Raw genomic sequence first — 21,320 nt, forward strand, 5'->3', positions numbered from 1 at the left:
GCGAGTATCTCGGAGGATGTCTTGTCCAAGAAGCCCGCGAGTGAGGAGGCGGCCAATGCTTAAATTATTGACGTCTCTCGGTATTGCGGCTCTGGTTTCCATAAGCAGCCTGGGTTCCGCTCACGCCGCCGGGGAAGCGGTTGAACTCAAATCCGTTGCGTGGAAGCATGGCGGAATTTTCGGAACCTACGATCGCGCGGCGGCGCAACGGGGCCTTCAAGTGTACCGTGAAGTTTGCGCCGGTTGTCATGGTCTTGGTCTGGTAGCATTCCGCACCCTTTCCGATCTTGGTTTCAGTGAAGAGGAAATCAAGGCGATCGCAGCAGAGTCCGAATATGAAGACGGTCCGGATGGCGAAGGTGAAATGTTTGATCGGCCAGGTAAGCCGTCGGATAAGTTCCCGTCGCCTTTCCCGAACGAACAGGCAGCCCGTGCGTCAAACGGCGGTGCCTATCCGCCGGACCTCTCGCTGATGAGCAAGGCCCGTCCGGACGGTGATAACTACCTGTATTCCCTGCTGACTGGATATGAGGACGCGCCTGCTGATTTTAACCTCGCTGAGGGGATGAATTACAACGGGTATTTCCCGGGGCATCAGATTGCGATGCCGCCACCACTGTCGGAAGATGCGGTTGAGTATTCCGATGATACGCCAGCAACCGTCGATCAGATGGCAAAGGATGTCACGGTGTTCCTGACATGGGCGGCTGAGCCGAAAATGGAGCAACGCAAGAGCATCGGCCTCCGGGTGATCCTGTTCTTGCTTATTCTGGCAGGCATCTTCTATGCGGTGAAACGTAAAGTCTGGTCAGACCTTCACTAAAAGATAGACGTTGAACTGAAAGGGCGCTTTTCGAAGCGCCCTTTTTTATGGCATGTCATTCGTATCAAGGCTAAATTTCCGCCAATAGAAAGTTGGAGGATTAAATGAGTTCAACAAGCGAAAAGCCGGTTATCGGTGTCATCGGAGGGAGCGGAGTATATGAGCTTGATGGGCTCACGGATACTCATTGGAAAGCGGTGGAGAGCTCCTTTGGAGAGCCATCGGATGAATTGCTCTTTGGCTCGCTTGAGGGCACTCAAATGGTATTTCTGCCTCGTCACGGAAGAGGGCATCGCATACCCCCTGCCGAGGTAAATTACAGGGCGAATATCGATGCGTTGAAGCGGGCCGGGGTGACGGAGATCATCTCTGTCAGCGCCTGCGGTTCGTTCGAGGAAGAACTCGCGCCCGGCACATTTGTGATCGTCGATCAATTCATTGACCGGACGATTGACCGTAAGAAAAGCTTCTTTGGCACTGGCTTAGTTGCTCATATCAGCATGGCGCATCCGGTCTGCTCCCGCCTTGGCGATGCGTTGGAGAATGCCGCGAAGGAAGCCGGTATTCCTGTTCATAGAGGCGGCACCTATCTCGCGATGGAGGGGCCGCAATTTTCGAGCCTGGCCGAATCCGAGCTTTACCGGAGTTGGGGATGCCAAGTGATCGGCATGACTAATATGCCCGAAGCCAAGCTCGCCCGGGAAGCCGAAATATGTTACGCGACCGTCGCGATGGTAACGGACTATGACTGCTGGCATCCGGAACATGATGCTGTTGAGGTAACAACGATCATCGAGGTATTGATGAAAAATGCGGATAGCGCCCGGCATTTGGTCAAAACGGTAGTCCCTTCATTAAGCACCCGCCAGTCATCTTGCAATACGGGGTGCCATCATGCGCTTGATAACGCCCTGATCACTGCGCCGGAAGCGCGCGATCCTGAAATCATGAAGAAGCTTGACGCCGTCGCAGGCCGTGTCCTTTAACCAGGAGCCACCATGGACATAAAATCTGTTATTCGGACCATCCCTGATTACCCGAAAAAGGGAATATTGTTCCGTGACATCACGACGCTCTGGCAAGACGCAGGCGGGTTTCGCCATGTCGTCGATCAACTGGTCTGGCCTTACGCCGGTGTCAGGATCGACAAGGTCGCAGGGATTGAGGCGCGAGGGTTCGTTCTTGGCGGCGCCATTGCCCACCAGCTCAGCGTCGGCTTTATTCCCGTCCGCAAAAAGGGGAAGCTACCCGGAGCAGTCCATAGCGAAGAATATGATCTGGAATACGGCACCGACACGGTTGAAATTCATCAGGATGCCATAAAAGAAGGTGAGAATATTCTTCTGGTTGACGATCTTATTGCGACGGGCGGTACGGCGGCGGCGGCCATCAATCTTATCCGTCATGCGGGTGGCACGGTGATTGGCGCAGCCTTTGTGATTGATCTCCCGGATATCGGTGGCGCGAAGCGTGTCGCCGGGATGGGTGTAAACGTCCGAACGCTGTGTGAGTTTGAAGGGGATTAAATCCGCCTTTTGGTTGATATGAAGAGACTTGTTATTTTCCCCCGGCTATGTCTTTGCTGAGCAAAGACAGAAAATGAGGAAAAGATATGTCATTCGAAATCTGGATATCGTTCTTTATTGCGAGCGCAGCCCTTCTCGCCATTCCGGGGCCCACGGTCATGATTGTCATAAGCTATGCGCTTGGTCAGGGACGGAAAACCGCATGGGCAACAGTGCCGGGTGTCACGCTTGGGGATTTTACGGCGATGACGGCCTCCCTGCTGGGCGCAGGTGCAGTCCTCGCGGCTTCGGCAACACTCTTCACCGCATTGAAAATACTGGGCGCTATCTATCTGGTTTGGCTCGGGATCAAGCTCTGGCGGACCGAAGGCGGCATGGGGACAGTTCGCTCAACGAATGCGCAATCAAAGATGGCAATGTTTCGTGCTTCGTATGTCGTTACGGCCCTTAACCCGAAAAGTATTGTCTTCTTCGTCGCATTCGTTCCGCAATTTGTGACTGTAAATGAGCCTGCCTTTATACAATTTGTGATTTTGGAAGCGACTTTCCTTGTGCTCGCGGCAATAAATGTTGCAATCTGGGCTTTCCTGGTCGGAAATCTGAGGGAGAGGTTCAAAAACCCGCGGATGTTGAAAGTCATTAATCGCTTAGGCGCGAGTTTTCTGATTGCTGCAGGTTTGCTAACGGCTTTTGTCCGTCGAACAGCGTGATTTAGCTCATAACCGATCACATAAAAAATCGGAGTAGGGAATGCTACATAATATAACCGGAATTGATCATGTTCTGATCGGGGTTGAGGGTCTTGAAGATGCGCGATCCGCATACGAGAAGCTGGGGTTTACGGCAACGCCGAGGGGATCGCATATTGGCTGGGGAACGGCAAACTACTGCATTATGTTCGGGGAGGATTATATCGAGCTCCTTGGCATCGTAGACCCGTCATTGGAGACCAATGGCCTTGATGAGGCTCTTGCTGAGCGCGGGGAGGGGTTACTCGGTGTTGCGCTTGCAAGCGATGATCCTGAAGCCACTCATCAGTCCCTTATTGAGGATGGGTTGGAGCCGTCCGAGCTGTTGGCGCTAAAACGCAAGCTGGAACTTCCTGAGGGCGATGTCCTGCCAGAGTTCAAGCTGATCCGGCTCACGTCTTCGGCGGGGCTGACAGCTAAAAATCTGTTTATCTGTCATCACCTGACGCCGGAGCTGGTACGTCAGCCTGACTGGCTAGAGCATCCAAACGGCGCAAAATATATTAACTCCATTGTTGTGGTAGTGGAAGATCCCGCTGTGCTGGCGTCCTATTACCAGCGGCTTTGCGGCTCCATTAATGTTACCTTGACCGATAATACATTGACTGTGCGCTTTGGGCGGGGGAGCCTGATTTTCGTAAATGACCGGGATATTGACCTATTGTTCCCGGGCCTGACGATTTCAGATGAGATGCCAGCTCTACCGCATCTGATTGCCATGACGATTGCGGTCGAAAATCTGGATCAGGCGGCAAAATTTCTCACGGAAAGTGGTGCCGCGCCGCAAAAAATAGCGAATGGCACCCTCCGGGTTGATCCGGCGAAAGCGTGTGGCCTGTTGCTGGAATTTACAGCTGGCTAATTACGCTATGAATTCTAGTGTGCGGTCGAGCGCGAGTTTGGCGCTTTCCGCATCATAGCTCGCGCGGTGATTGCAATTGAATCCATGTCCTGCGGAATAGACATAAACAGGAATATCCGGCCGCTTCGCTTTAACTTCATCAACGGCAGACATTGGGATTGAGGCGTCTTCGTCGCCGAAGTGCAGTATAATCGGCACTTTCGGTTCTTCCCCTAAATTTTGCGGGATCATTCCGCCGTAATACCCAACCGCCTTGCTGATGGCGGAAAGACGGCAGGCCGCGAGGTAGGCGAGACTGCCGCCCCAGCAATATCCGATTACCGTGATATCTCCGGCGTCCGCTATCTCTTTTGCGGCGGCGTCCGTATCTTTGAGCGCGTCTTCGGCGGCTATCTGTTTCATATATCCAAGGCCCGTTTGGATATCGGACTGTTCGTAGTTGAGCGTGATATTAGGGCTAACCCGGTCAAACAGGGCAGGGGCAATAGCAATATAGCCTTTCTTGGCGTAGCCATCGCAGACTTCCTTGATATGGCTGTTGACGCCGAAAATCTCCTGCAGGATGACGACACCGCCTTTGGCTTCCCCATTTGGAGTTGCTTTATATGCGGAAAGTTTATGGCTATCCTCTGCCGTCAGCTCAATCATTTCTCCCATGACTATTTCCTCTAGTTTTTTGTAACAGGTTCTACGATTAGAAGCGTACCATCCACGCCGGTAACATTCACGACCTCGCCAGCCTCCAAATCCGGGCCTTCGACCGCCCATTGAGTATCGTCCACATGGATCTTGCCGCGGCCATTCAGAATGGGTTCCGTTAGGGTAAAATGACGGCCAACATACTGGACACCGCGCTGATTGAGAGTGGTGTTATCTTCGACGCCGGGGTGTTTTCTTAAGAAAAGGCGCGAGATGGCAATGCTGCCAATGGCGATGACGGCGAAGAGTATCCATTGATATTCCCATCGCATGTCGGGAGCTATCCATGCAATAACGCCGACAATGCCGGCGGATATCCCGAGCCAGAGAAAGATGGTGCTGGGTGCAAATACTTCCAGGATCACCAGGATCAGGCCGAGGATCCACCATGACCAGAATTCGAGGCTGGCGAGCCATGTGATAATTTGATCAAGCATCGCCGTTACTCGACCGTTGGGACAGAGCCGCCCGACCGGCGTCCGTCTTCATCCTTGCCAAAGACTTCCTTGGCAATGGATCCAATGCCTGCAAGTGATCCGACGAGAGCACTTGCCTCCATCGGCATGAGGATAACTTTCGAATTGCGGGCCATGCCGATTTCCTTCATCGCTTCGGTATATTTCTGGGCGATAAAGTAATTGATGGACTGGATATCGCCCGCCGCAATGGCCTCCGATACATCATGGGTCGCCTTGGCTTCGGCTTCGGCGGCGCGTTCCCGCGCTTCCGCATCACGGAAAGCGGCCTCACGGCGACCCTCTGCTTCCAGGATCATGGATTTCTTTTCACCTTCGGCCTTCAGGATTTCCGATTGACGAACACCCTCCGCTTCCAGGATGACCGCGCGCTTCAACCGTTCCGCCTTCATCTGCCGCCCCATTGCCTCCACAAGATCAAGAGGGGGCGTGATATCCTTGATCTCGACACGGGTTACTTTCAAGCCCCAGGGGGTTGATGCCTGATCAATTACGGTCAGCAGGCGGACATTGATGGCATCGCGCTGGCTGAGCGCTTCGTCAAGGTCCATGGAGCCAAGAACGGTACGAAGGTTCGTCTGCGCAAGATTTTGTATGGCACGTTCCAGGTCTCTAACCTCATAGGCTGATTTGGCAGCGTCCAGAACCTGAAAGAAAAGAACTCCGTCGACCTGCACCATGGCATTATCGCGACTGATGACTTCCTGCGTCGGAATATCCAACACCTGCTCCATCATATTGATTTTGCCGCCGATCCGGTCAATGAACGGTATGATCAGGCCAAGGCCGGGGTGCAGGCTGCGCGTATATCTGCCGAAGCGCTCGATTGTGAATTGATATCCTTGCGGGACAATCGTCACGCCCATAAAGACGATGACAATCGCAAAAATGACTAGAACGACGACGAAAATCGCGAAGCCAGACAAGAAAAAATCCATTTCACTACCCCTAGAATTGCCGGATAAATAACAGGCTTGTTGGACTATATAATGTAAAGTCGTCAGGCCTAAGCTAAAAATCCGCCGGACTTAGAGTTTTGGGCGGTGTTATTCGGGGCGGGCTTTTACCATGCCGATGGATTTCATGTTGAGGACAACTTCGTCATTCTGATTGAAGAGTTTGACTTCTGCGCGCACGATTCCCATGTCGGGCCGGGATTCAGACTTTCTGGTCTCGATAACAGTTGATTCATACCGCAAGCTGTCGTCGGGCCGAACCGGCCGGATCCAGCGCAGATCATCAAACCCCGGAGAGCCCAGACCTGCACGACTGTTCGTCATATTATCAACGAGAAGCCGCATCAGGGTCGACGCCGTATGCCAGCCGGACGCGATCAGCCCGCCATAGATACTCTTCTTCGCGGCCTCTTCATCGATATGAAAGGACTGCGGATCGTATTTGCGCGCGAAATCAAGAATTTCTTCTTTCGTGACGGTCCTGCTTTCAGACGTGGTTTTATCCCCGACGGCGATATCCTCAAAATATATCTTGCTCATTGAGAATCCTCCGCTTCAGATCGCTCAGGGTCACGGAGGAACATGCCGCTTGAAATCATGGTCATTTTGACCTCGTCCTTTTGGTTAAGGACTGTATGGGAAAATTTGACGAAGCCGAGTTCAGGGCGGCTTTTTGGCAGGCTACGATCAAGGACTTCCGCCTTTACATGAAGGACTTCACCGGGACGAACGGGCTGTTTCCAGCGAAGTTGTTCTATCCCTGGTGAGCCCACGGAGGCTGAATCAATCAGGTAATTATCAACCATCATTCTCATGCACATCGATCCCGTATGCCAGCCGCTGGCGATTATGCCGCCGAAGAAATGCTCTTTCGCGGCGTCCTTATCGATGTGAAAGGGCTGCGGATCGAACGCGGTCGCAAATTCAATGACTTCTTCTTCTGTCACCTCATACCCGCCGAATTCCATAACCATTCCGACGGTAAAGTCTTCCCAATAACGCATTATTTTTTTCACCTTCTGATCTTGTCGCGATCATTCACGCATTTATTGCTTATTCAAGGTACGGGCCCAGCGGTTAGTTGGCAAATCTGAAATGCAGTACGTCGCCATCCATAACGACATATTCTTTCCCTTCGAGCCGCATGAGGCCGGCCTCTTTCGCGCCGTTTTCTCCGCCATGCTCCACATAAGCAGAATAGGCGATTGTCTCCGCCCGAATAAAGCCCTTTTCGAAATCAGTGTGAATGACGCCTGCCGCTTGCGGTGCTTTCGTACCCTTGGTGACTGTCCAGGCACGGCATTCCTTAGGGCCGACCGTGAAGTAAGTAATGAGATCAAGGAGATCATAACCCGCCCGAATGATACGCCCAAGCCCGGTTTCCGAGAGGCCAAGGTCAGAGAGGAATTCGGTGCGCTCTTCCGCGTCGAGCTGCGCGACTTCCGCTTCAATGGCCGCCGAAATCACGACGGTTCCCGCATGTTCAGCGGATGCCTTTTCTGTGACCTTGTCCGAATAGGCATTGCCCGTCGCGGCGCTTCCTTCATCGACGTTGCAAACATAGAGAACCGGCTTCTGGGTTAGAAGCTGCAAATTGCGAAAAGCTTTTACTTCATCATCCGCGAGTTCGACCATTCGGGCCGGCTTACCGTCGCGCAGTGCAACAAGGGCACGGTCGATCAATTCAGACTGCTTCTTGGCCTCCTTGTCGCCGCCCCGGATTTTCTTAACCAGCGCTTCGGTCCGCTTCTCAAGGCTTTCGAGGTCCGCCAGCATCAGCTCTGTCTCGATCGTCTCGATATCGGAAAGCGGATCGATCTTACCATCCACATGGGTGATATCATCATCCTCGAAACAGCGGACAACCTGAATAATGGCGTCCACCTCGCGGATATGGGCGAGGAACTTGTTACCGAGGCCTTCACCACTTGCTGCGCCGCGCACGAGCCCTGCGATATCAACGAAAGTCAGCTGTGTCGGGATGATTTCCTTCGAATTGGCAAGCCCGGCCAGTTTGACCAAGCGTTCGTCAGGGACGGGAACCTGGCCAAGATTTGGCTCAATCGTGCAGAAAGGGTAATTCTCTGCTGCCGCCTGGGCCGTTTCCGTCAGGGCATTGAACAGGGTTGACTTGCCGACATTGGGAAGGCCAACAATTCCACATTTAAACCCCATACTCAGTTTCCTTCTTTTTTATCCGCCGGGTCTTTTTTCGGCGGCGCAATGTCGAGGGCAATCTTGTTCATAAAACTTGAGGTGTCTCCGGCCACGATAAGCCCAATATGGCGAGCCACGCTGTCGATGATATTTTCCACAATGGGCATTTCAGCCTTGGCAAAGTCTTTCAGAACATGGCCGGACACCAGATGTTTCTCGCCCGGATGGCCAACGCCTAAGCGAACCCGGCAAAAGTCGGCACCGATATGATCTGTGATGGACCGGACGCCATTATTGCCGCCATGGCCGCCACCCGTTTTTACGCGTACCTTGCCGAGTGGTAGGTCGAGTTCATCATGGAGGACGATGATATTTTCGATGGGAATTTTGTAAAATCGGGCCGCTTCGCCGACGGACTGCCCGGACAAATTCATATAGGTCGCGGGTTTCAGCGCAAGGATTTTTGTTCCGCCGATATTTCCCTCAGCGACCAGCCCCTGAAATCGAACGCGTTCCGGCATAAAGGAATGGCGGCGGATAATCTCATCCACCGCCATGTATCCAAAATTATGCCGGTTGCCTGCATATCCCTTACCGGGATTTCCAAGGCCAACCAGCAAAATCATCATTCCATCCTGATTAGTCTTCGGATTCTTCGGCTTCTTCGCCTGCATCCTCGGCGCCTGCTTCGGCCTCAACGCCTTCTGTGCCTTCTGCCTCATCCTCATCTTCAGGATCTGGCTCAACAGTCGGTGCCGCAATTGTAGCAATCGTGAAGTCACGATCCGAAATTGTCGGTTGCGCACCTTCGGGCAAGGTTACTTCTGAAATATGAACACTGTCGCCAATGTCATAGTTCAGCAGGTCAATCTCAATGGCTTCCGGGATATTGCCCGCCGGCACCATCATTTCGATTTCGTAGCGAACCACATTAAGGACACCGCCGCGTTTGAGACCCACGCATTCCTCTTCATTGAGGAAGCGAACGACAACCATAACCGCAATCTGCGATTTAGCGGAAACACGCAGGAAGTCCACATGCACCGGCATATCGTTGATCGGATGTAGCTGCATATCGCGGGGTAGTACGTTGTGCTTGGTTGATCCGACCTCAACGGTGAAAACCGTTGACAGGAAAGCGCCCTGATTGACGGTTTTCACAAGTTCCTTGGTTTCCAGCGAAATGGAAATGGGGTCTTTTTTATCACCATAGATGACGGCGGGTGTCCGTCCGTCACGACGCAATGCACGGGAGGTCCCCTTTCCGACCCGGTCACGCGTTTCTGCAATTAACACTGCATTTTCGCTCATTGTATATCTCCTACTTAAGCGAGCAACACCGGGAAAACCCGGTGCCAAAATGGCGCGTGCCTCCAGGGGTGCCCGCGCCGCCTATTGCCTGTGCGATTAGTCGAACAGGCTGGAAACCGAAGTTTCCTTCGAAATTCTGTACATCGCCTCGCCAATCAGCGGGGCGACGGAAATTTGCCGCATCTTGCTGGAAGCGCGGAACGCTTCCGTGGCCATGATGCTGTCGGTTGTCACCATCTCGTCAAGGGCCGAGTCGTTAATGCGAGCAATCGCGCCGCCTGAGAGGACGCCATGGGTCACATAACCCGAAACACTTTTCGCACCTTTGTCCATCAGGGCTTTGGCCGCATTACACAGTGTTCCGGCGCTGTCCACGATATCATCAACCAGGATGCAACGCTGATCCTTGACGTCACCGATAATATTCATCACTTCTGAAACACCGGCTTTTTCCCGGCGCTTATCCACGATTGCAAGGTCTGCGTCAAGTCTTTTGGCATAGGCGCGAGCGCGAACAACACCGCCAACATCGGGAGAGACAATCGTGATATCGCCGCCCTTGCCATAATGCTCCTCGATATCGGGGACAATAACGGGGGCGGAGAACAGGTTATCGGTTGGAATATCGAAAAACCCCTGGATCTGTCCGGCATGGAGATCCATGGTCAAAACCCGGTCTGCGCCGGCGGTCGTAATCAGGTTGGCGACGAGCTTCGCCGAGATGGGAGTTCTTGGTCCCGGCTTTCTGTCTTGCCGCGCATAGCCAAAGTAGGGAAGGACTGCAGTGATTCGTGATGCAGATGACCGCTTCAGGGCATCAATACAAACCAGCAGTTCCATCAAATGGTCATTTGCGGGAAATGAGGTTGGCTGGACAACGAACAGGTCCTCGCCGCGCACATTTTCATGAATTTCAACGAAGACTTCCATGTCCGAGAAGCGACGGACATCCGCATCTGTCAGGGGAAGCTTGAGATAGTTGGTGATGGCTTCCGCCAACGGTCGATTGCCATTTCCCGAAAGCACTTTCATAGGAGCGTTCCTTTAGTCAGTAGAGGGCTTTTTTCAGTTAAAACACACTGCCCCTCGCGCTAAAATGAACGAGTTGGCGTCGGCGGGCGGAACTTACCAAGGGCCTTAAGTCCTGTAAACGCTTTAAACGCCCTTTTTTAACGGAAATTGCAAAATAACGTCATGATTTTGACTTAAAATAGTCCGGCTCACTTTTTTTGAGAAGATCATAGACGCCGCCCGCACCTCCGCGAGCCGCCAGACGGGCAACATCGCCCCAGGCACCGTTTAGCGATCCCGCCCTGATTCTGTTGCGCTGCCGGATCTGGCCGACCTGTTCGCCGTTTCGTCGCTCCAGACTCCAGACAAGCTCGATAATCTGGGTGTCGAGTTTCGGCGGTGTGATTTCCGCATGCCCGCGGACAATAAAATTCGCGCCGGTTTCGGTCGGTAAAACATCAAGGCCTAGCCGGACCAGTTCATCCTGAATGGCGGCCGCGAGGCTCTCAGAGCCATCCCCCGGGGCACCTTCCACAATAGGGACAAAAATAATAGGCTTGTTAATCATCGCGAAATTTATGCCATCGCCACCAAGCAGCTTGTCAATATCGCTGGCGGATTTGACAGCCAGAGCCTCAATCGTCTCCGGCGGCATTTCTGCAGAATTTTCTGCGGTTGTAAGCTTTTCGAGCGCGTAGAGCCCTGTATCGCGGTCTTGCGGATCGAAAATCGCCCAATTGAGGTAGCGTCCGCCGTCCTTGTCAATAATATTGCCCCGCACGTAATAACGGTTCGCCGCCGCAGCGCCGGAGAAGGCAGCTATGCCAAGATTTTGCAGCTTTGTGGCGATGGCGGTTTCAAGGCCTGCAGGGCCGTCCTCTACGGGCTCCACATAGAGTGCCGCCCGAGGGCCGGGCGCAGCACGCCAGGAAGATTTGGCCTCCGGTTGAAAGGGCCGCTCCAGCGGCTGGCAACCGACAAGAGCGATGGCCCATACCACCATCAAACTCCTAATGAGCAAATTACATTGCACAGGTTGCAAGCACTCCCAGCAGACAAATCACGATAAAGATGACCATATACGGCATTTTACCCTTCTTTCACAAGTGCGTTAGCCATTCAGGACGATAGCGGAAAGCTGTCGACCATAATCAGCTTCCCCTCTTTTGACCATCCGCCGGTAGCTGAAAAACTGGTCTTCTTCAGTGCAGGTGTCATTATCCAGATGATCAATGCCGCCGATTTCCAGCTTCTCGAGTGCGGCCCGCACGAAGCCGGTTAGATCAAACATATGCCGCTCCGGGTTTTCAGAGGGGATAAAGAACTTCTCTGCTGCGGGATCCTGTTTCAGGAAGGGTGCCGGGAATTCCGGACCGACTTCGTAGGACACTTGCGCAATTGCCGGGCCGATCGCCGCCCGGATGTTTTGCTTGCTCGCGCCGAGGTTGGTCATTTCCTCAACAACGCAAGCGCTGATATTGCCAAGAGCACCTTTCCAGCCGGAATGTGCGGCGCCGATAACGCCATTTTCCATATCCGCAAATAAAACCGGAACGCAATCCGCCGTCAGAATACCGAGTGCCAGCCCCGGCACTTTCGTTACCATGGCATCCGCCTTCGGTCGTGGGGTAAGTTCTTGATCATTGTCGAGGACAAGAACTTCGGTGCTGTGGATCTGATAAACAGTTCGAAGGGCCTCCGCTGATTGGCCGATCATGGCCATGGCGCGGGAACGGTTTTCCGTTACACGCGCCGGGGCATCGTTTGAGCCGGGCCCGCAATTGAGGCCTCTGTAAAGCCCTTCGGATATTCCGCCTTCGCGCGTAAAGAAGCCATGTGCAAGGGCATCATTTTCCAATATCCGACTTGTCAGCATATCAACTCCCGAACCCTTCCGTTGCGACAGGCATATTATGGGATAAAGCCATGGCTTTGAAAAGAGTTCCCATCTCCGCCGCGCTGGTTAATCGACGGAGTTGCGAATCCAGCTTCTTACTTTGCGCTTTATCCGCTTTTTGACGAAGCATATGATGCCGGGCCTCAATACCGAGCCGTTCGAGAAAGCGTCCTTGCGTAGTCGGACCCTGAACCGCGATATCGCGGGAAGCGGCAACATTTTTTAGCGTTACAAATTTGACATGGGCGGTCAGGTCGGCTTCCCCCGGATTACTGAGCGGATCGACAGGGCCATGGCCCTTGACTGCCTGAAAACTATCGCCAAGCAATGTATCCGTCGCGCCATAATCGATGATCAAGGCCGCTCCGCCATTTGCAGCGAGTAGCTTGCTGATCCGGTCGGTGATTACTTCTCCATCGGGGCAGATCTCATAGACATCGCGCTCCGCGCCGACCGGTGCGCTCTCGAGGGAGGCAGGCTCCGGTGAGAGGGTAAAGGTAAACTCATTCCCGGTAATCGTCACGAGGCGTTCATGCCAGCCACCGTCCTGACAGCAATATTGCCGGATGGGCAAGGCGTCGAAAAATTCATTCGCGATCAGAATAACCGGTGCGCCCTCAAGTTCAGGCAGTTCGTCATGCCAGGAAGGTGTGAAGCCAGATAAGGCCTCAGCCTGCTTTGATCTGAGGCGGCGGCTGTTCTCTACCAATTCAATTTGCGCTGCCGCTAGAAAATCTGGAACAACACGGGCGCTCCTTAATGCGTCCGTCATCAAGGTGCCATTCCCCGGGCCAAGTTCCACAAGATGGAATTTTTTCGGGCTGCCGAGTTTGAACCAGACATCGACGGCCCATAACCCGATTAGTTCGCCGAACATCTGGCTGATCTCCGGCGCGGTAATGAAATCGCCCTGTTCGCCGAAGGGTTCCTGCCGGGAATAATACCCATACTCCGGATGTCCAAGCGCGGATTTCATATAGTCATAAAGAGAGATCGGGCCGCTTTTCTCAATCTCCGCCGCGAGGATCTTCCCTAGTTCATTCATGCGGCTTTGCGGGAAGGACGGAACATAAAGTAAAGGCCGACAATCAACATGGGCAGGGAGAGCAGCTGTCCCATCGTCAGCCCGCCTGCAAGGAAGCCGAGATAGGCGTCGGGCTCACGGAAGAACTCGACAATGCTTCGGGCAACAGCATAGCCCGCAAAAAAGAGACCCATAATAAAGCCCGGCTTCTCTGCGTATCGGGTTTTGCGGAAAATGAGCAGGATCGCAAATAACATTGCGCCTTCAAGAAGGGCCTCATAGAGCTGGCTCGGATGGCGGGGTAAGTCGTCTCCGCCCGGGAAAATCATGCCCCAGGGAACATCCGTCTTGCGGCCATAAAGCTCACCATTGATGAAATTGGCGATCCGCCCGAAGAACAGCCCAACCGGCACGACGGTGGCCAGAAGATCTCCGAACTCCAGAATGACAATCTTCTGAAAGCGGCAATAGAGCAAGGTTGCGAGAACCACGCCGAGGAAGCCGCCATGGAATGACATGCCGCCCTGCCAAACCATAAAGATTTCTGCTGGATGGCTGAAATAATAGTCCGGCTTATAGAACAGGACATAACCGAGCCGCCCGCCCAGAATAACGCCCAGCGTCGCCCAGATCAGGAAATCATCGACCTGCTTCGCGGAAATGTTCGAGCCTTCCGATCCCGCGAGCCGCATCATCAGGCGCCAGCCGATGATCAGCCCGGCAACATAGGCAAGGGCATACCAGCGGATGGCAAAGGGCCCGATCTGAAATATGACGGGGTCGATTTCGGGAAACGCGATCGCCGTGAAAAGGGTCGATAATATCATGCGGGCTACTATATAAAGCTCTTGGAAATAATCGCAAGCAAATCAAGGTTAAAGAGGTTGCTTTCACCGTTGCCTGTTGTCATTATTAACGGGTAATTTTAAGGATCCAAAGTGATGCAGACAAACTCACGGCTTTTTGATGACCTCGCCCGACTTGCCACAGGAGCTCTCGGGACGGCGCAGGGTGTTAAAACGGAATGGGAAAATCTTTTTCATCAACGGCTGGAGCGCTTTATCAATGAAATGGATCTAGTCCCGCGGGAAGAGTTTGATGCTGTCAAGGCAATGGCCGTTCTCGCGCGAGAGGAAAATGAGACGTTGAAAGAACGTCTTGCTGCGTTAGAGGAAAAAATTGCTGCTCAATCGAAGGCACCACGCGCGCGTAAGACCGCCCCGAAAAGCAAATCTACTCCGACTGATAAGTAAAGCATCCGGCAACTAGATGTTGCGGGCGTCTCAATTTTATCCACAAGAAATATAGCCAGAAGCCATATTCTTTGTTGCGCCGCAACTCAAGTCAGACTACGCTAGATTTATGGCGTCGTTGAATTTGCGGCACCATATATGGCCTGTAGTAGATTTCCTTACCGGCTGAGCTTTGAGGTAAGTAACAGGGCGCCAGCCGGCGGGATGGTTCTGAAAGGAATGCTTCCATGACGTCCTTGTATCTCACGCGCGAAGAACTCGAAGACTCCAATCCCCTTGACCTTATAGAAAGCATCATCGTCGATAATGACTGGTCTTTTGACCGTCAGGGTAATAACGAACTCACTGTCGGAGTGGAGGGGAGCTGGTGCCAGTATCATCTCTGGTTTTCATGGCGGTCTGACCTTCGGGCCATCCATTTTTCATGCGCATATGACGTCAAGATACCGGAACGGCAATATGGATCCGTTTATGAATTGCTGGCACGCGTCAACGAGCGCATGCCCGTCGGTCATTTCGATACCTGGCGGGAGGAGGGAATGATCCTTTTCCGCCATTCACTGTTGCTGAGCGGTGCCTGCGTCGTGACAAACGAGCAGATCCAGACCTTGGTCGAGATCGGCATGAGTGAACTCGAAAAATTCTATCCGGCCATTCAGTTCTGCCTTTGGGGCGGCAAAACGCCTGAAGAGGCCATTGATGCTGCCATGTTCGAAACGATGGGTGAGGCATAGGAATGACCCTTTCCCTGCTGCTTGTCGGTTCCGGCAAGATGGGGCAGGCAATGCTTGGTGGCTGGATCGATAACGATATTGATCCGGCCAACATTGTCGTCGTCGATCCAAATTCTGAAAATCTGTCTGTTGCACAAAAACTCGAATGCACAGGAGTTAGCTCTGCCACCGATATTCCGGGAGATTTTCAGCCGGATGTGATTATCCTTGCCGTTAAGCCGCAGGTTATCGGGGATGTTCTGCCGACATTCCGGGCATTCGCAGAAAAGGGAAGTCTGGTCGTTTCAATTGCAGCAGGCACAAGGATCGCAACGTTCGAAGAAGCATTCGGTGAAACATCCGCCATAGTTCGGGCGATGCCCAATACCCCCGCCGCCGTGCATCAGGGAATGATTGTGTGCTGCCCCAATGCGCATGCCTCTACCGGTCAGAAGGATCATTGTGACCGGCTTATGAAGGCCATCGGATCAGTTGCCTGGATCGAGGATGAAGCCTTGATGGATGCGGTAACCGGGCTTTCCGGCTCTGGTCCGGCCTATGTTTTCTATATGATTGAGGCGATGACTGTCGCCGGTGTGAAAGCCGGGTTGCCGGAAGATCTCGCGGTTCAGCTCGCGCAGGAAACCGTTGCCGGGGCAGGGGCTCTCGCTCGTCAATCAGACGAGACAGCCGCACAGCTTCGCAAGAATGTTACCAGCCCTAACGGGACGACGGCGGCGGGCCTTGAAGTTCTGATGAATGAGGAAAATGGCCTTGGTTCTCTGATGGAGAAGACCGTCGCGGCCGCCACCGCCCGGTCCAAAGAACTGGGGTAGAGAACAGTATTTTGAGATATTCTCTTTAAAGTAGTAAATAATCAATTATATACTCTCTATACTCTTTTGAGGATAGAGCGATGAGCGATAACCCCGAGTCACAGCAGACAACACTCCCCCCTGCGGCGTCAAATTCGGCGGAGACACCCGCAAGTGATAGCGCGAACGCGGCTTCCAGCAGCGGAGGCGGAGGAGCACCAACAGCCGCAGGCGGACTGATCATTCCCGACCTCAGCGCCGTCACGACGATGCAGAATGAGAATATGCAAAAGATGACGGCGGCAGTGCAGGCCGCATCAAAAGGCTTGCAGGATATCGTTGCCGCGCAGCGCTCGACTTTGCAGCAAACAGTCGGGAATTTGCAAGCGTCACTCAACAGCTCCGTCGGGACGGCGAAAGTCGGGCCGGGGGCAACGCCGGATATTCAGTCAGAAATCGACAACCTGAACCTCACTGTTGATAATTTGAGCAAGGCGGCGGACACTCTGACGGCATCGACCAGCAAGTCTTTTGACGCCATCAACAAATCCATGGAGCAGTCGCTTGCCACGATTGAACAGGTCGCGGAGAAATTTTCCTCCGGCGGATGATTTTCCAAACGTTTTGCAATAGCATCTCCGAAACTAAGGAGATGCGAGAGATATGACAGAACAAATTATATTTGACGATTTTTTGAAGGTGGATATTCGTGTTGGTAAGGTGGTCGAGGCGGTGGAGTTTCCCGAAACCCGCAAACCGGCCTATAAGCTGAAGATAGATTTCGGGGATGACATTGGCATTCGCAAAAGCTCGGCCCAAATTACGGTTCTTTATAATCCGCAAGAGCTTGTGGGGCGGCGTGTGATGGCGGTAGTGAATTTCCCGCCCCGGCAGATCGGACCCTTCATGTCGGAGGTTCTTGTGCTGGGCTTCAGCGATGCGGAGGGGAATGTTTCCCTTGCGAGACCGGATCATGACGTGCCGATCGGAGGCCGCCTTCACTAACTTGAAAGGGAAGAGAGTAGAGCGATGGCCGATGCCAATGATGACAATAACGATATGCCGTCGCCGCCTGACCTGACATCCCTGTTTCAAAAACAGACCCAGCAGATAAACGAAGCCTGCCGACACGCAAGTCAGGCATTTTCTGTGTTCAAGACCCGGGATCAGGACGTTGCCAGCCTGACGCAAAGTCTGAACAGCGAAGTCAATGAGGTTTTCATGATGGCAAAGGCGGCAAAAACACCGCAGCTGGCCATGGCGACCATTCCGCCGGTTCTTGCTCTTGCCAATACAGCTTTCGCAAAAGTGCCAGTCACTGACCAGAAGGCTGTCAGTGAAATTCAGCAGGCATTCGCCCCGTTTGGCAAATGATCTCCCGCTAGAGCGGCAGACGGATTTCGATCCGCAAGCCGCCCGCGGGCGAGTCGCCAAGTGATATCTGTCCGCCATGTCCGTGAATAACGTCCCGGGCGATGGTCATGCCGAGGCCGCTTCCGCCTGTTTCCATATTGCGGGACGGATCCAGGCGGAAGAATGGCCGGAACACATCTTTTCGCCTGTTCTCCGGTATGCCCGGGCCGTCATCATCGATGAGGATGACCAACTCCGAATTGGTCGCTTTGACAGTGATCCATATCTCCGTTGCGTAGCGTGCCGCATTGTTTAACAGGTTCGTAATGCAGCGTTTGAAGCTGCTGGGCCTTATTTCGGTATAAAGATTCTTCGGTGTTTCCAGCGATACGGCCATGCCCTGACGACGCGCATTCATGACGGTATCCTGAAAAAGTTCTGTAATGTCGGTTTCCTCGACGGCCTCGGCCTCCTGCCCGCGGGCGAAGGCGAGATACCCCTCGACCATCTTTTCCATATCGACGACATCGCCCTCAAGGCTGGTCTTGCTTTCGTCACCCTCCGGCATCATCGCGAGTTGCAACTTCATGCGGGTGAGCGGCGTGCGAAGGTCATGGCTCACCCCGGCAAGCATTTCCGTCCGTTGGGTGATTTGGCGAAGAATACGATGCTTCATGACGTGAAAGGCGCGGGACGCGGAGCGGATTTCCTGCGCACCGCTCGGTTTGAAATCGTCGACAAACTGTCCTTTACCGAATTGTTCGGCGGCGGTCGCCAGTTGGCGAATGGGGCGCATTTGATTACGCAGGAACAAAAGTGCGACGCCTAAGAGGACGAGGGAGATCGCGACCATCCACATCACAAAGATATAGGTCGTCGTGGAAAAGAGCCGCTTGTCACGAACAATGACCTGTAAAACACCATCGGGAAGCTGGATTAGGAGGATAACGGATTCAAGCTTCTTATTGGTTGAGATATTGAAGGCGCGGGCGGGCAGGCTTTCCTTCAACGCATTTACCAGATGGCTCTCCAGAAAGCCGTAGTTTTGCTGTTTGTCACTACCTTCGGGAAGACGCATGCCTTCTTTAATGCTCACGGCAAGGCGCATCTGCCCGCGTGCGATGTTGAGAATATCCGCCTCCGCCGTCTCGCCGGGAAAGCGATCGCGAAGAGAAATGACGGCGGCTACATCACCGGCGACTCCTTGCGCGAGACGTCGGGCGACATCATCCCAATGGCGCTCATAAAATATATAGGTCACCAGAATTTGCAGCAGCAGAATAGGCAGGACAACAATCAGGATTGATCGCCCGAACAGTGTCCGTGGCATCAGGTTCTTGATAAAACCCGCTGTGATCTGGCGGTAAACTTCCTGAACTACAGTTAATCCGCCCATAAGACGTATCCTTCACCGCGCACGGTTTGAAGATGTCGAGGCAATTTTGGATCCTCTTCAATTTTACGTCTGAGGCGCGTGATTTGCACATCGACGGCGCGACCCTGGCTTCCGCTTGACAGGGAAAGGTCTTCCCGGCTGATCGGAACACCGGGCATGGCGGCAAGGGATTTCAGCAGGAGCGATTCACCGGATGTCAGGTTGATCATCTCGCCATCTTTCAGAAGTTCGCCGCGCTCCAGATTAAAGGTGAAGGCGCCAAAATGCAGATCTTTGAGCTTCTCCGTCTTGGACCGCCGTAGAATGGCATCAATGCGCAGCAAAAGCTCCCTCGGCTCGAAGGGTTTGCTAAGATAATCATCCACCCCGACTTCCAGCCCGAGAATGCGATCTTCCGCATCTCCCATTGCGGTCAGCATCAGGATAGGTACTTCCCGGCTCATTCCGGATCCGTTACGCATCCGGCGTACCAGTTCAATCCCGTCGCCTCCCGGCATCATCCGGTCCAGCACGATCAGGTCAAAATAGAAACCGGTCATCCTGTCTTCGGCGGTTTCGGCGCTGGTCGCTGTGGAGATGCGGTACCCGTTATCCATAAGGTATTTTTTCAGGAGGGAGAGCAGCCGCGTATCGTCATCCACCACCAGAATATGAGGGGCGTTATCCATCACCATGGGCTATCCGTTGCGCTTCGTTGTCATGTTTTCAGGATCCGGTTCAGCGCGGTATCGCGATGTGTCTCGTCGATCAGGCCGGTTAGGACCTTTCGATAGCCCGCGACTGCTTCCCCGCCGGCTTCCCGAAAGGCATTGGCAACAAGTTCGCGCTGTGCCCGGCTCACCTTTTGTTCCAAAAGGCGTCCTTCTTCCGTGAGATAGAGGCAGCGTTGACGCCGGTCTTCCTCTCCCTGCCGCTGCTCGACGAACCCGCGTTTAATCAGGTTGCTGAGGACTCGGTTCAGGCTTTGCTTCGTGATTCGTAAAATATCGAGCAATTCCGACACGGTCATGCCTTCATTGCGCCCGACAAAGTGAATCACCCGGTGATGCGCCCGACCGAAATTATAGTCTTCCAGGATATTATCCGCACCCGCCGTGAAGTCGCGATAGGCAAAAAACAGGAGTTCTATCGCCTGCCGAAGCTCTTCTTCGCGAAGAAAAAGTGGGTTATTTACAGATTTTACGTCAGTCATGTTGACATATATTTCTTATAATGTTACAAAATCATCATTCGATTCGACATAATCGAACTTATTTTTGGGAATATACGATATTATAATAACGCAAGGTGCTTCAAAATGGATACCTCCTCTTTTGCCGAACGTGATGGCTTTATCTGGTTGAATGGTAAACTCGTACCATGGCGCGATGCAAACATCCATGTCCTTACACATGGATTGCATTATGCCAGCAGTGTGTTTGAAGGGGAACGGGTCTATGACGGTGAGATTTTCAAACTTGAGGAGCATACGGATCGGCTGATCGAATCCGCGCGCATTCTCGGCTTCACGCCGGAACAGACTGCTGAGGAAATTAACGAAGCATCGCGCCAAACAGTGATCGCTAACAAGATTATTGATGGATATGTTCGTCCGGTTGCCTGGCGGGGGTCTGAGATGATGGGTGTTTCCGCGCAAAACAATCGCATCAATCTGGGTATCGCCGCCTGGGTCTGGCCGAGCTATTTCTCGCCTGAGGCCCGCATGAAAGGCATTCGGTTGAAACTCTCCAAATGGAAGCGTCCGTCGCCCGAGACAATTCCGACCAAGTCAAAAGCAGCGGGTCTTTACATGATCTGTACGCTGAGCAAGCATGAGGCGGAAGCCGAAGGGTTTGATGATGCTTTGATGCTTGACTATCGCGGTCGTGTCGCCGAGTCGACGGGTGCGAATATCTTCTTTACCAAGGACGGAGCCCTGCATACGCCGACACCGGACTGTTTCCTGGACGGTATTACGCGACGGACGGTGATTGATCTTGCAAAAGCGCGCGGGATCGAAGTTGTCGAACGCGCGATCATGCCCGAAGAAATGGCCGACTTTGATGAATGCTTCCTGACGGGGACAGCGGCAGAAGTAACGCCAGTCAGCAGCATCGATACTTATCAGTTTACGCCCGGCGATATCTGCGCGCTGTTGATCAAGGATTATGAGAATTGCGTCCGCAGAAAGATTGCCGCCTAAAATTGCTAAAATAGGCTATATTTCATACCCGTCTTAACTATGTTGAGACGGGTATTTTGATTTTTGTGTAATTTCATTTAAAATAGAGCCTATATATAAGAAATTGATTAAGCCGTA

The 21,320-nt window shown here is 53.2% G+C and carries 28 protein-coding genes; 12 read left to right on the forward strand and 16 right to left on the reverse strand.

The window, feature by feature from the left end; translation table 11 throughout:
- Positions 1-55: 55 nt before the first annotated feature.
- The 5 genes from P1U71_RS10930 to P1U71_RS10950 all read left to right on the forward strand — a co-directional run bounded on the left by P1U71_RS10930 (position 56) and on the right by P1U71_RS10950 (position 3,960).
- Entirely contained in the window at positions 56-823 is a 768-nt protein-coding gene (locus P1U71_RS10930; protein ID WP_301105641.1) for a cytochrome c1, read from the forward strand.
- Between the two features lie 104 nt (positions 824-927).
- Complete coding sequence (locus P1U71_RS10935) at positions 928-1,809, forward strand: S-methyl-5'-thioadenosine phosphorylase (protein ID WP_301105642.1); 882 nt, start codon at positions 928-930, stop codon at positions 1,807-1,809.
- Between the two features lie 12 nt (positions 1,810-1,821).
- Positions 1,822-2,349 carry an adenine phosphoribosyltransferase gene (locus tag P1U71_RS10940; RefSeq protein WP_301105643.1) on the forward strand — a complete coding sequence of 176 codons (528 nt, stop codon included), beginning with the start codon at positions 1,822-1,824 and terminating at the stop codon, positions 2,347-2,349.
- Positions 2,350-2,435: 86 nt separating this feature from the next.
- The gene (locus P1U71_RS10945; protein ID WP_301105644.1) at positions 2,436-3,059 is read left to right on the forward strand and encodes a LysE family translocator; all 624 of its coding nucleotides are present in this window, start codon (positions 2,436-2,438) and stop codon (positions 3,057-3,059) included.
- 40 nt (positions 3,060-3,099) lie between these two features.
- Positions 3,100-3,960, forward strand: coding sequence for a VOC family protein (locus tag P1U71_RS10950; RefSeq protein WP_301105645.1), 861 nt, complete (start codon positions 3,100-3,102; stop codon positions 3,958-3,960).
- Here the strand turns inward: P1U71_RS10950 and P1U71_RS10955 are convergent, their stop codons facing one another.
- The 13 genes from P1U71_RS10955 to lgt form a co-directional block, all read right to left on the reverse strand.
- Positions 3,961-4,617 carry a dienelactone hydrolase family protein gene (locus tag P1U71_RS10955; protein WP_301105647.1) on the reverse strand — a complete coding sequence of 219 codons (657 nt, stop codon included), beginning with the start codon at positions 4,615-4,617 and terminating at the stop codon, positions 3,961-3,963.
- A gap of 11 nt (positions 4,618-4,628) precedes the next feature.
- A complete protein-coding gene (locus tag P1U71_RS10960; protein WP_301105648.1) occupies positions 4,629-5,096 on the reverse strand; it encodes an NfeD family protein in 468 nt (155 codons plus the stop codon).
- Positions 5,097-5,101: 5 nt separating this feature from the next.
- A complete protein-coding gene (locus P1U71_RS10965; RefSeq protein WP_301105649.1) occupies positions 5,102-6,073 on the reverse strand; it encodes an SPFH domain-containing protein in 972 nt (323 codons plus the stop codon).
- A gap of 108 nt (positions 6,074-6,181) precedes the next feature.
- Positions 6,182-6,631, reverse strand: a complete 450-nt coding sequence (locus tag P1U71_RS10970; RefSeq protein ID WP_301105650.1) for a MaoC family dehydratase — start codon at positions 6,629-6,631, stop codon at positions 6,182-6,184.
- Entirely contained in the window at positions 6,628-7,095 is a 468-nt protein-coding gene (locus P1U71_RS10975; protein ID WP_301105651.1) for a MaoC family dehydratase, read from the reverse strand. Before P1U71_RS10975 ends, P1U71_RS10970 begins: the two co-directional genes overlap by 4 nt.
- 73 nt (positions 7,096-7,168) lie before the next feature.
- On the reverse strand, positions 7,169-8,266 hold the full coding sequence (gene ychF / locus P1U71_RS10980) for a redox-regulated ATPase YchF (protein ID WP_301105652.1): 1,098 nt from the start codon (positions 8,264-8,266) through the stop codon (positions 7,169-7,171).
- Between the two features lie 2 nt (positions 8,267-8,268).
- Positions 8,269-8,922 carry an aminoacyl-tRNA hydrolase gene (gene pth / locus P1U71_RS10985; protein WP_301105653.1) on the reverse strand — a complete coding sequence of 218 codons (654 nt, stop codon included), beginning with the start codon at positions 8,920-8,922 and terminating at the stop codon, positions 8,269-8,271.
- Positions 8,888-9,559 carry a 50S ribosomal protein L25/general stress protein Ctc gene (locus P1U71_RS10990; protein WP_301105654.1) on the reverse strand — a complete coding sequence of 224 codons (672 nt, stop codon included), beginning with the start codon at positions 9,557-9,559 and terminating at the stop codon, positions 8,888-8,890. The genes pth and P1U71_RS10990 overlap by 35 nt, the downstream gene beginning before the upstream one ends.
- Positions 9,560-9,655: 96 nt before the next feature.
- Positions 9,656-10,591 carry a ribose-phosphate pyrophosphokinase gene (locus P1U71_RS10995; RefSeq protein WP_301105655.1) on the reverse strand — a complete coding sequence of 312 codons (936 nt, stop codon included), beginning with the start codon at positions 10,589-10,591 and terminating at the stop codon, positions 9,656-9,658.
- A 160-nt stretch (positions 10,592-10,751) separates the two neighbouring features.
- Positions 10,752-11,573 carry a hypothetical protein gene (locus P1U71_RS11000; protein WP_301105656.1) on the reverse strand — a complete coding sequence of 274 codons (822 nt, stop codon included), beginning with the start codon at positions 11,571-11,573 and terminating at the stop codon, positions 10,752-10,754.
- A 108-nt stretch (positions 11,574-11,681) separates the two neighbouring features.
- On the reverse strand, positions 11,682-12,446 hold the full coding sequence (gene pgeF, locus P1U71_RS11005; protein WP_301105657.1) for a peptidoglycan editing factor PgeF: 765 nt from the start codon (positions 12,444-12,446) through the stop codon (positions 11,682-11,684).
- 1 nt (position 12,447) lies between these two features.
- Positions 12,448-13,512: an SAM-dependent methyltransferase gene (locus P1U71_RS11010; protein ID WP_301105658.1), complete on the reverse strand. Its 1,065-nt coding sequence runs from the start codon at positions 13,510-13,512 to the stop codon at positions 12,448-12,450.
- A complete protein-coding gene (lgt, locus tag P1U71_RS11015; RefSeq protein WP_301105659.1) occupies positions 13,509-14,318 on the reverse strand; it encodes a prolipoprotein diacylglyceryl transferase in 810 nt (269 codons plus the stop codon). Before lgt ends, P1U71_RS11010 begins: the two co-directional genes overlap by 4 nt.
- A 111-nt stretch (positions 14,319-14,429) precedes the next feature.
- Between lgt and P1U71_RS11020 the strand changes: the two genes are divergently transcribed.
- The 6 genes from P1U71_RS11020 to P1U71_RS11045 all read left to right on the forward strand — a co-directional run bounded on the left by P1U71_RS11020 (position 14,430) and on the right by P1U71_RS11045 (position 17,646).
- Positions 14,430-14,744 carry an accessory factor UbiK family protein gene (locus P1U71_RS11020; protein WP_367281174.1) on the forward strand — a complete coding sequence of 105 codons (315 nt, stop codon included), beginning with the start codon at positions 14,430-14,432 and terminating at the stop codon, positions 14,742-14,744.
- Positions 14,745-14,971: 227 nt separating this feature from the next.
- Positions 14,972-15,478: a YbjN domain-containing protein gene (locus tag P1U71_RS11025; protein ID WP_301105661.1), complete on the forward strand. Its 507-nt coding sequence runs from the start codon at positions 14,972-14,974 to the stop codon at positions 15,476-15,478.
- Between the two features lie 2 nt (positions 15,479-15,480).
- Complete coding sequence (gene proC / locus P1U71_RS11030) at positions 15,481-16,293, forward strand: pyrroline-5-carboxylate reductase (protein WP_301105662.1); 813 nt, start codon at positions 15,481-15,483, stop codon at positions 16,291-16,293.
- A gap of 80 nt (positions 16,294-16,373) precedes the next feature.
- A complete protein-coding gene (locus P1U71_RS11035; protein ID WP_301105663.1) occupies positions 16,374-16,883 on the forward strand; it encodes a hypothetical protein in 510 nt (169 codons plus the stop codon).
- A 52-nt stretch (positions 16,884-16,935) separates the two neighbouring features.
- Entirely contained in the window at positions 16,936-17,277 is a 342-nt protein-coding gene (locus P1U71_RS11040; RefSeq protein WP_301105664.1) for a tRNA-binding protein, read from the forward strand.
- A 24-nt stretch (positions 17,278-17,301) separates the two neighbouring features.
- On the forward strand, positions 17,302-17,646 hold the full coding sequence (locus P1U71_RS11045) for a hypothetical protein (protein WP_301105665.1): 345 nt from the start codon (positions 17,302-17,304) through the stop codon (positions 17,644-17,646).
- Between the two features lie 7 nt (positions 17,647-17,653).
- Here P1U71_RS11045 and P1U71_RS11050 read toward each other — a convergent pair whose 3' ends face one another.
- The 3 genes from P1U71_RS11050 to P1U71_RS11060 are packed head-to-tail and all read right to left on the reverse strand — an operon-like array spanning position 17,654 to position 20,213.
- Complete coding sequence (locus tag P1U71_RS11050; RefSeq protein ID WP_301105666.1) at positions 17,654-19,021, reverse strand: ATP-binding protein; 1,368 nt, start codon at positions 19,019-19,021, stop codon at positions 17,654-17,656.
- Positions 19,009-19,689, reverse strand: coding sequence for a response regulator (locus P1U71_RS11055; protein WP_301105667.1), 681 nt, complete (start codon positions 19,687-19,689; stop codon positions 19,009-19,011). The genes P1U71_RS11050 and P1U71_RS11055 overlap by 13 nt, the downstream gene beginning before the upstream one ends.
- Positions 19,690-19,718: 29 nt before the next feature.
- Positions 19,719-20,213, reverse strand: a complete 495-nt coding sequence (locus P1U71_RS11060) for a MarR family winged helix-turn-helix transcriptional regulator (RefSeq protein ID WP_301105668.1) — start codon at positions 20,211-20,213, stop codon at positions 19,719-19,721.
- A gap of 105 nt (positions 20,214-20,318) precedes the next feature.
- On the opposite strand from P1U71_RS11060, the gene P1U71_RS11065 reads away from it, so the two are divergent.
- Complete coding sequence (locus P1U71_RS11065; RefSeq protein ID WP_301105669.1) at positions 20,319-21,203, forward strand: branched-chain amino acid aminotransferase; 885 nt, start codon at positions 20,319-20,321, stop codon at positions 21,201-21,203.
- Positions 21,204-21,320: the final 117 nt, after the last annotated feature.

The organism is Sneathiella sp., assembly GCF_029233945.1.
Taxonomy (GTDB): Bacteria; Pseudomonadota; Alphaproteobacteria; order Sneathiellales; family Sneathiellaceae; genus Sneathiella.

Coding starts and splice junctions, on each gene's coding strand:
- P1U71_RS11060 (WP_301105668.1), bottom strand. CDS start 20,213: ATGACTGACGTAAAATCTGTAAATAACCCACTTTTTCTTCGCGAAGAA.
- P1U71_RS11050 (WP_301105666.1), bottom strand. CDS start 19,021: ATGGGCGGATTAACTGTAGTTCAGGAAGTTTACCGCCAGATCACAGCG.
- P1U71_RS11010 (WP_301105658.1), bottom strand. CDS start 13,512: ATGAATGAACTAGGGAAGATCCTCGCGGCGGAGATTGAGAAAAGCGGC.
- P1U71_RS10965 (WP_301105649.1), bottom strand. CDS start 6,073: ATGGATTTTTTCTTGTCTGGCTTCGCGATTTTCGTCGTCGTTCTAGTC.
- P1U71_RS10955 (WP_301105647.1), bottom strand. CDS start 4,617: ATGGGAGAAATGATTGAGCTGACGGCAGAGGATAGCCATAAACTTTCC.
- P1U71_RS11055 (WP_301105667.1), bottom strand. CDS start 19,689: ATGGATAACGCCCCTCATATTCTGGTGGTGGATGACGATACGCGGCTG.
- P1U71_RS11025 (WP_301105661.1), top strand. CDS start 14,972: ATGACGTCCTTGTATCTCACGCGCGAAGAACTCGAAGACTCCAATCCC.
- P1U71_RS11000 (WP_301105656.1), bottom strand. CDS start 11,573: ATGGTGGTATGGGCCATCGCTCTTGTCGGTTGCCAGCCGCTGGAGCGG.
- ychF (WP_301105652.1), bottom strand. CDS start 8,266: ATGGGGTTTAAATGTGGAATTGTTGGCCTTCCCAATGTCGGCAAGTCA.
- P1U71_RS10995 (WP_301105655.1), bottom strand. CDS start 10,591: ATGAAAGTGCTTTCGGGAAATGGCAATCGACCGTTGGCGGAAGCCATC.
- P1U71_RS10930 (WP_301105641.1), top strand. CDS start 56: ATGCTTAAATTATTGACGTCTCTCGGTATTGCGGCTCTGGTTTCCATA.
- P1U71_RS10990 (WP_301105654.1), bottom strand. CDS start 9,559: ATGAGCGAAAATGCAGTGTTAATTGCAGAAACGCGTGACCGGGTCGGA.
- P1U71_RS10975 (WP_301105651.1), bottom strand. CDS start 7,095: ATGCGTTATTGGGAAGACTTTACCGTCGGAATGGTTATGGAATTCGGC.
- P1U71_RS10950 (WP_301105645.1), top strand. CDS start 3,100: ATGCTACATAATATAACCGGAATTGATCATGTTCTGATCGGGGTTGAG.
- P1U71_RS10940 (WP_301105643.1), top strand. CDS start 1,822: ATGGACATAAAATCTGTTATTCGGACCATCCCTGATTACCCGAAAAAG.
- P1U71_RS10970 (WP_301105650.1), bottom strand. CDS start 6,631: ATGAGCAAGATATATTTTGAGGATATCGCCGTCGGGGATAAAACCACG.
- P1U71_RS11040 (WP_301105664.1), top strand. CDS start 16,936: ATGACAGAACAAATTATATTTGACGATTTTTTGAAGGTGGATATTCGT.
- P1U71_RS11035 (WP_301105663.1), top strand. CDS start 16,374: ATGAGCGATAACCCCGAGTCACAGCAGACAACACTCCCCCCTGCGGCG.
- lgt (WP_301105659.1), bottom strand. CDS start 14,318: ATGATATTATCGACCCTTTTCACGGCGATCGCGTTTCCCGAAATCGAC.
- P1U71_RS10935 (WP_301105642.1), top strand. CDS start 928: ATGAGTTCAACAAGCGAAAAGCCGGTTATCGGTGTCATCGGAGGGAGC.
- pgeF (WP_301105657.1), bottom strand. CDS start 12,446: ATGCTGACAAGTCGGATATTGGAAAATGATGCCCTTGCACATGGCTTC.
- P1U71_RS11065 (WP_301105669.1), top strand. CDS start 20,319: ATGGATACCTCCTCTTTTGCCGAACGTGATGGCTTTATCTGGTTGAAT.
- P1U71_RS11045 (WP_301105665.1), top strand. CDS start 17,302: ATGGCCGATGCCAATGATGACAATAACGATATGCCGTCGCCGCCTGAC.
- pth (WP_301105653.1), bottom strand. CDS start 8,922: ATGCAGGCGAAGAAGCCGAAGAATCCGAAGACTAATCAGGATGGAATG.
- P1U71_RS10960 (WP_301105648.1), bottom strand. CDS start 5,096: ATGCTTGATCAAATTATCACATGGCTCGCCAGCCTCGAATTCTGGTCA.
- P1U71_RS10945 (WP_301105644.1), top strand. CDS start 2,436: ATGTCATTCGAAATCTGGATATCGTTCTTTATTGCGAGCGCAGCCCTT.
- proC (WP_301105662.1), top strand. CDS start 15,481: ATGACCCTTTCCCTGCTGCTTGTCGGTTCCGGCAAGATGGGGCAGGCA.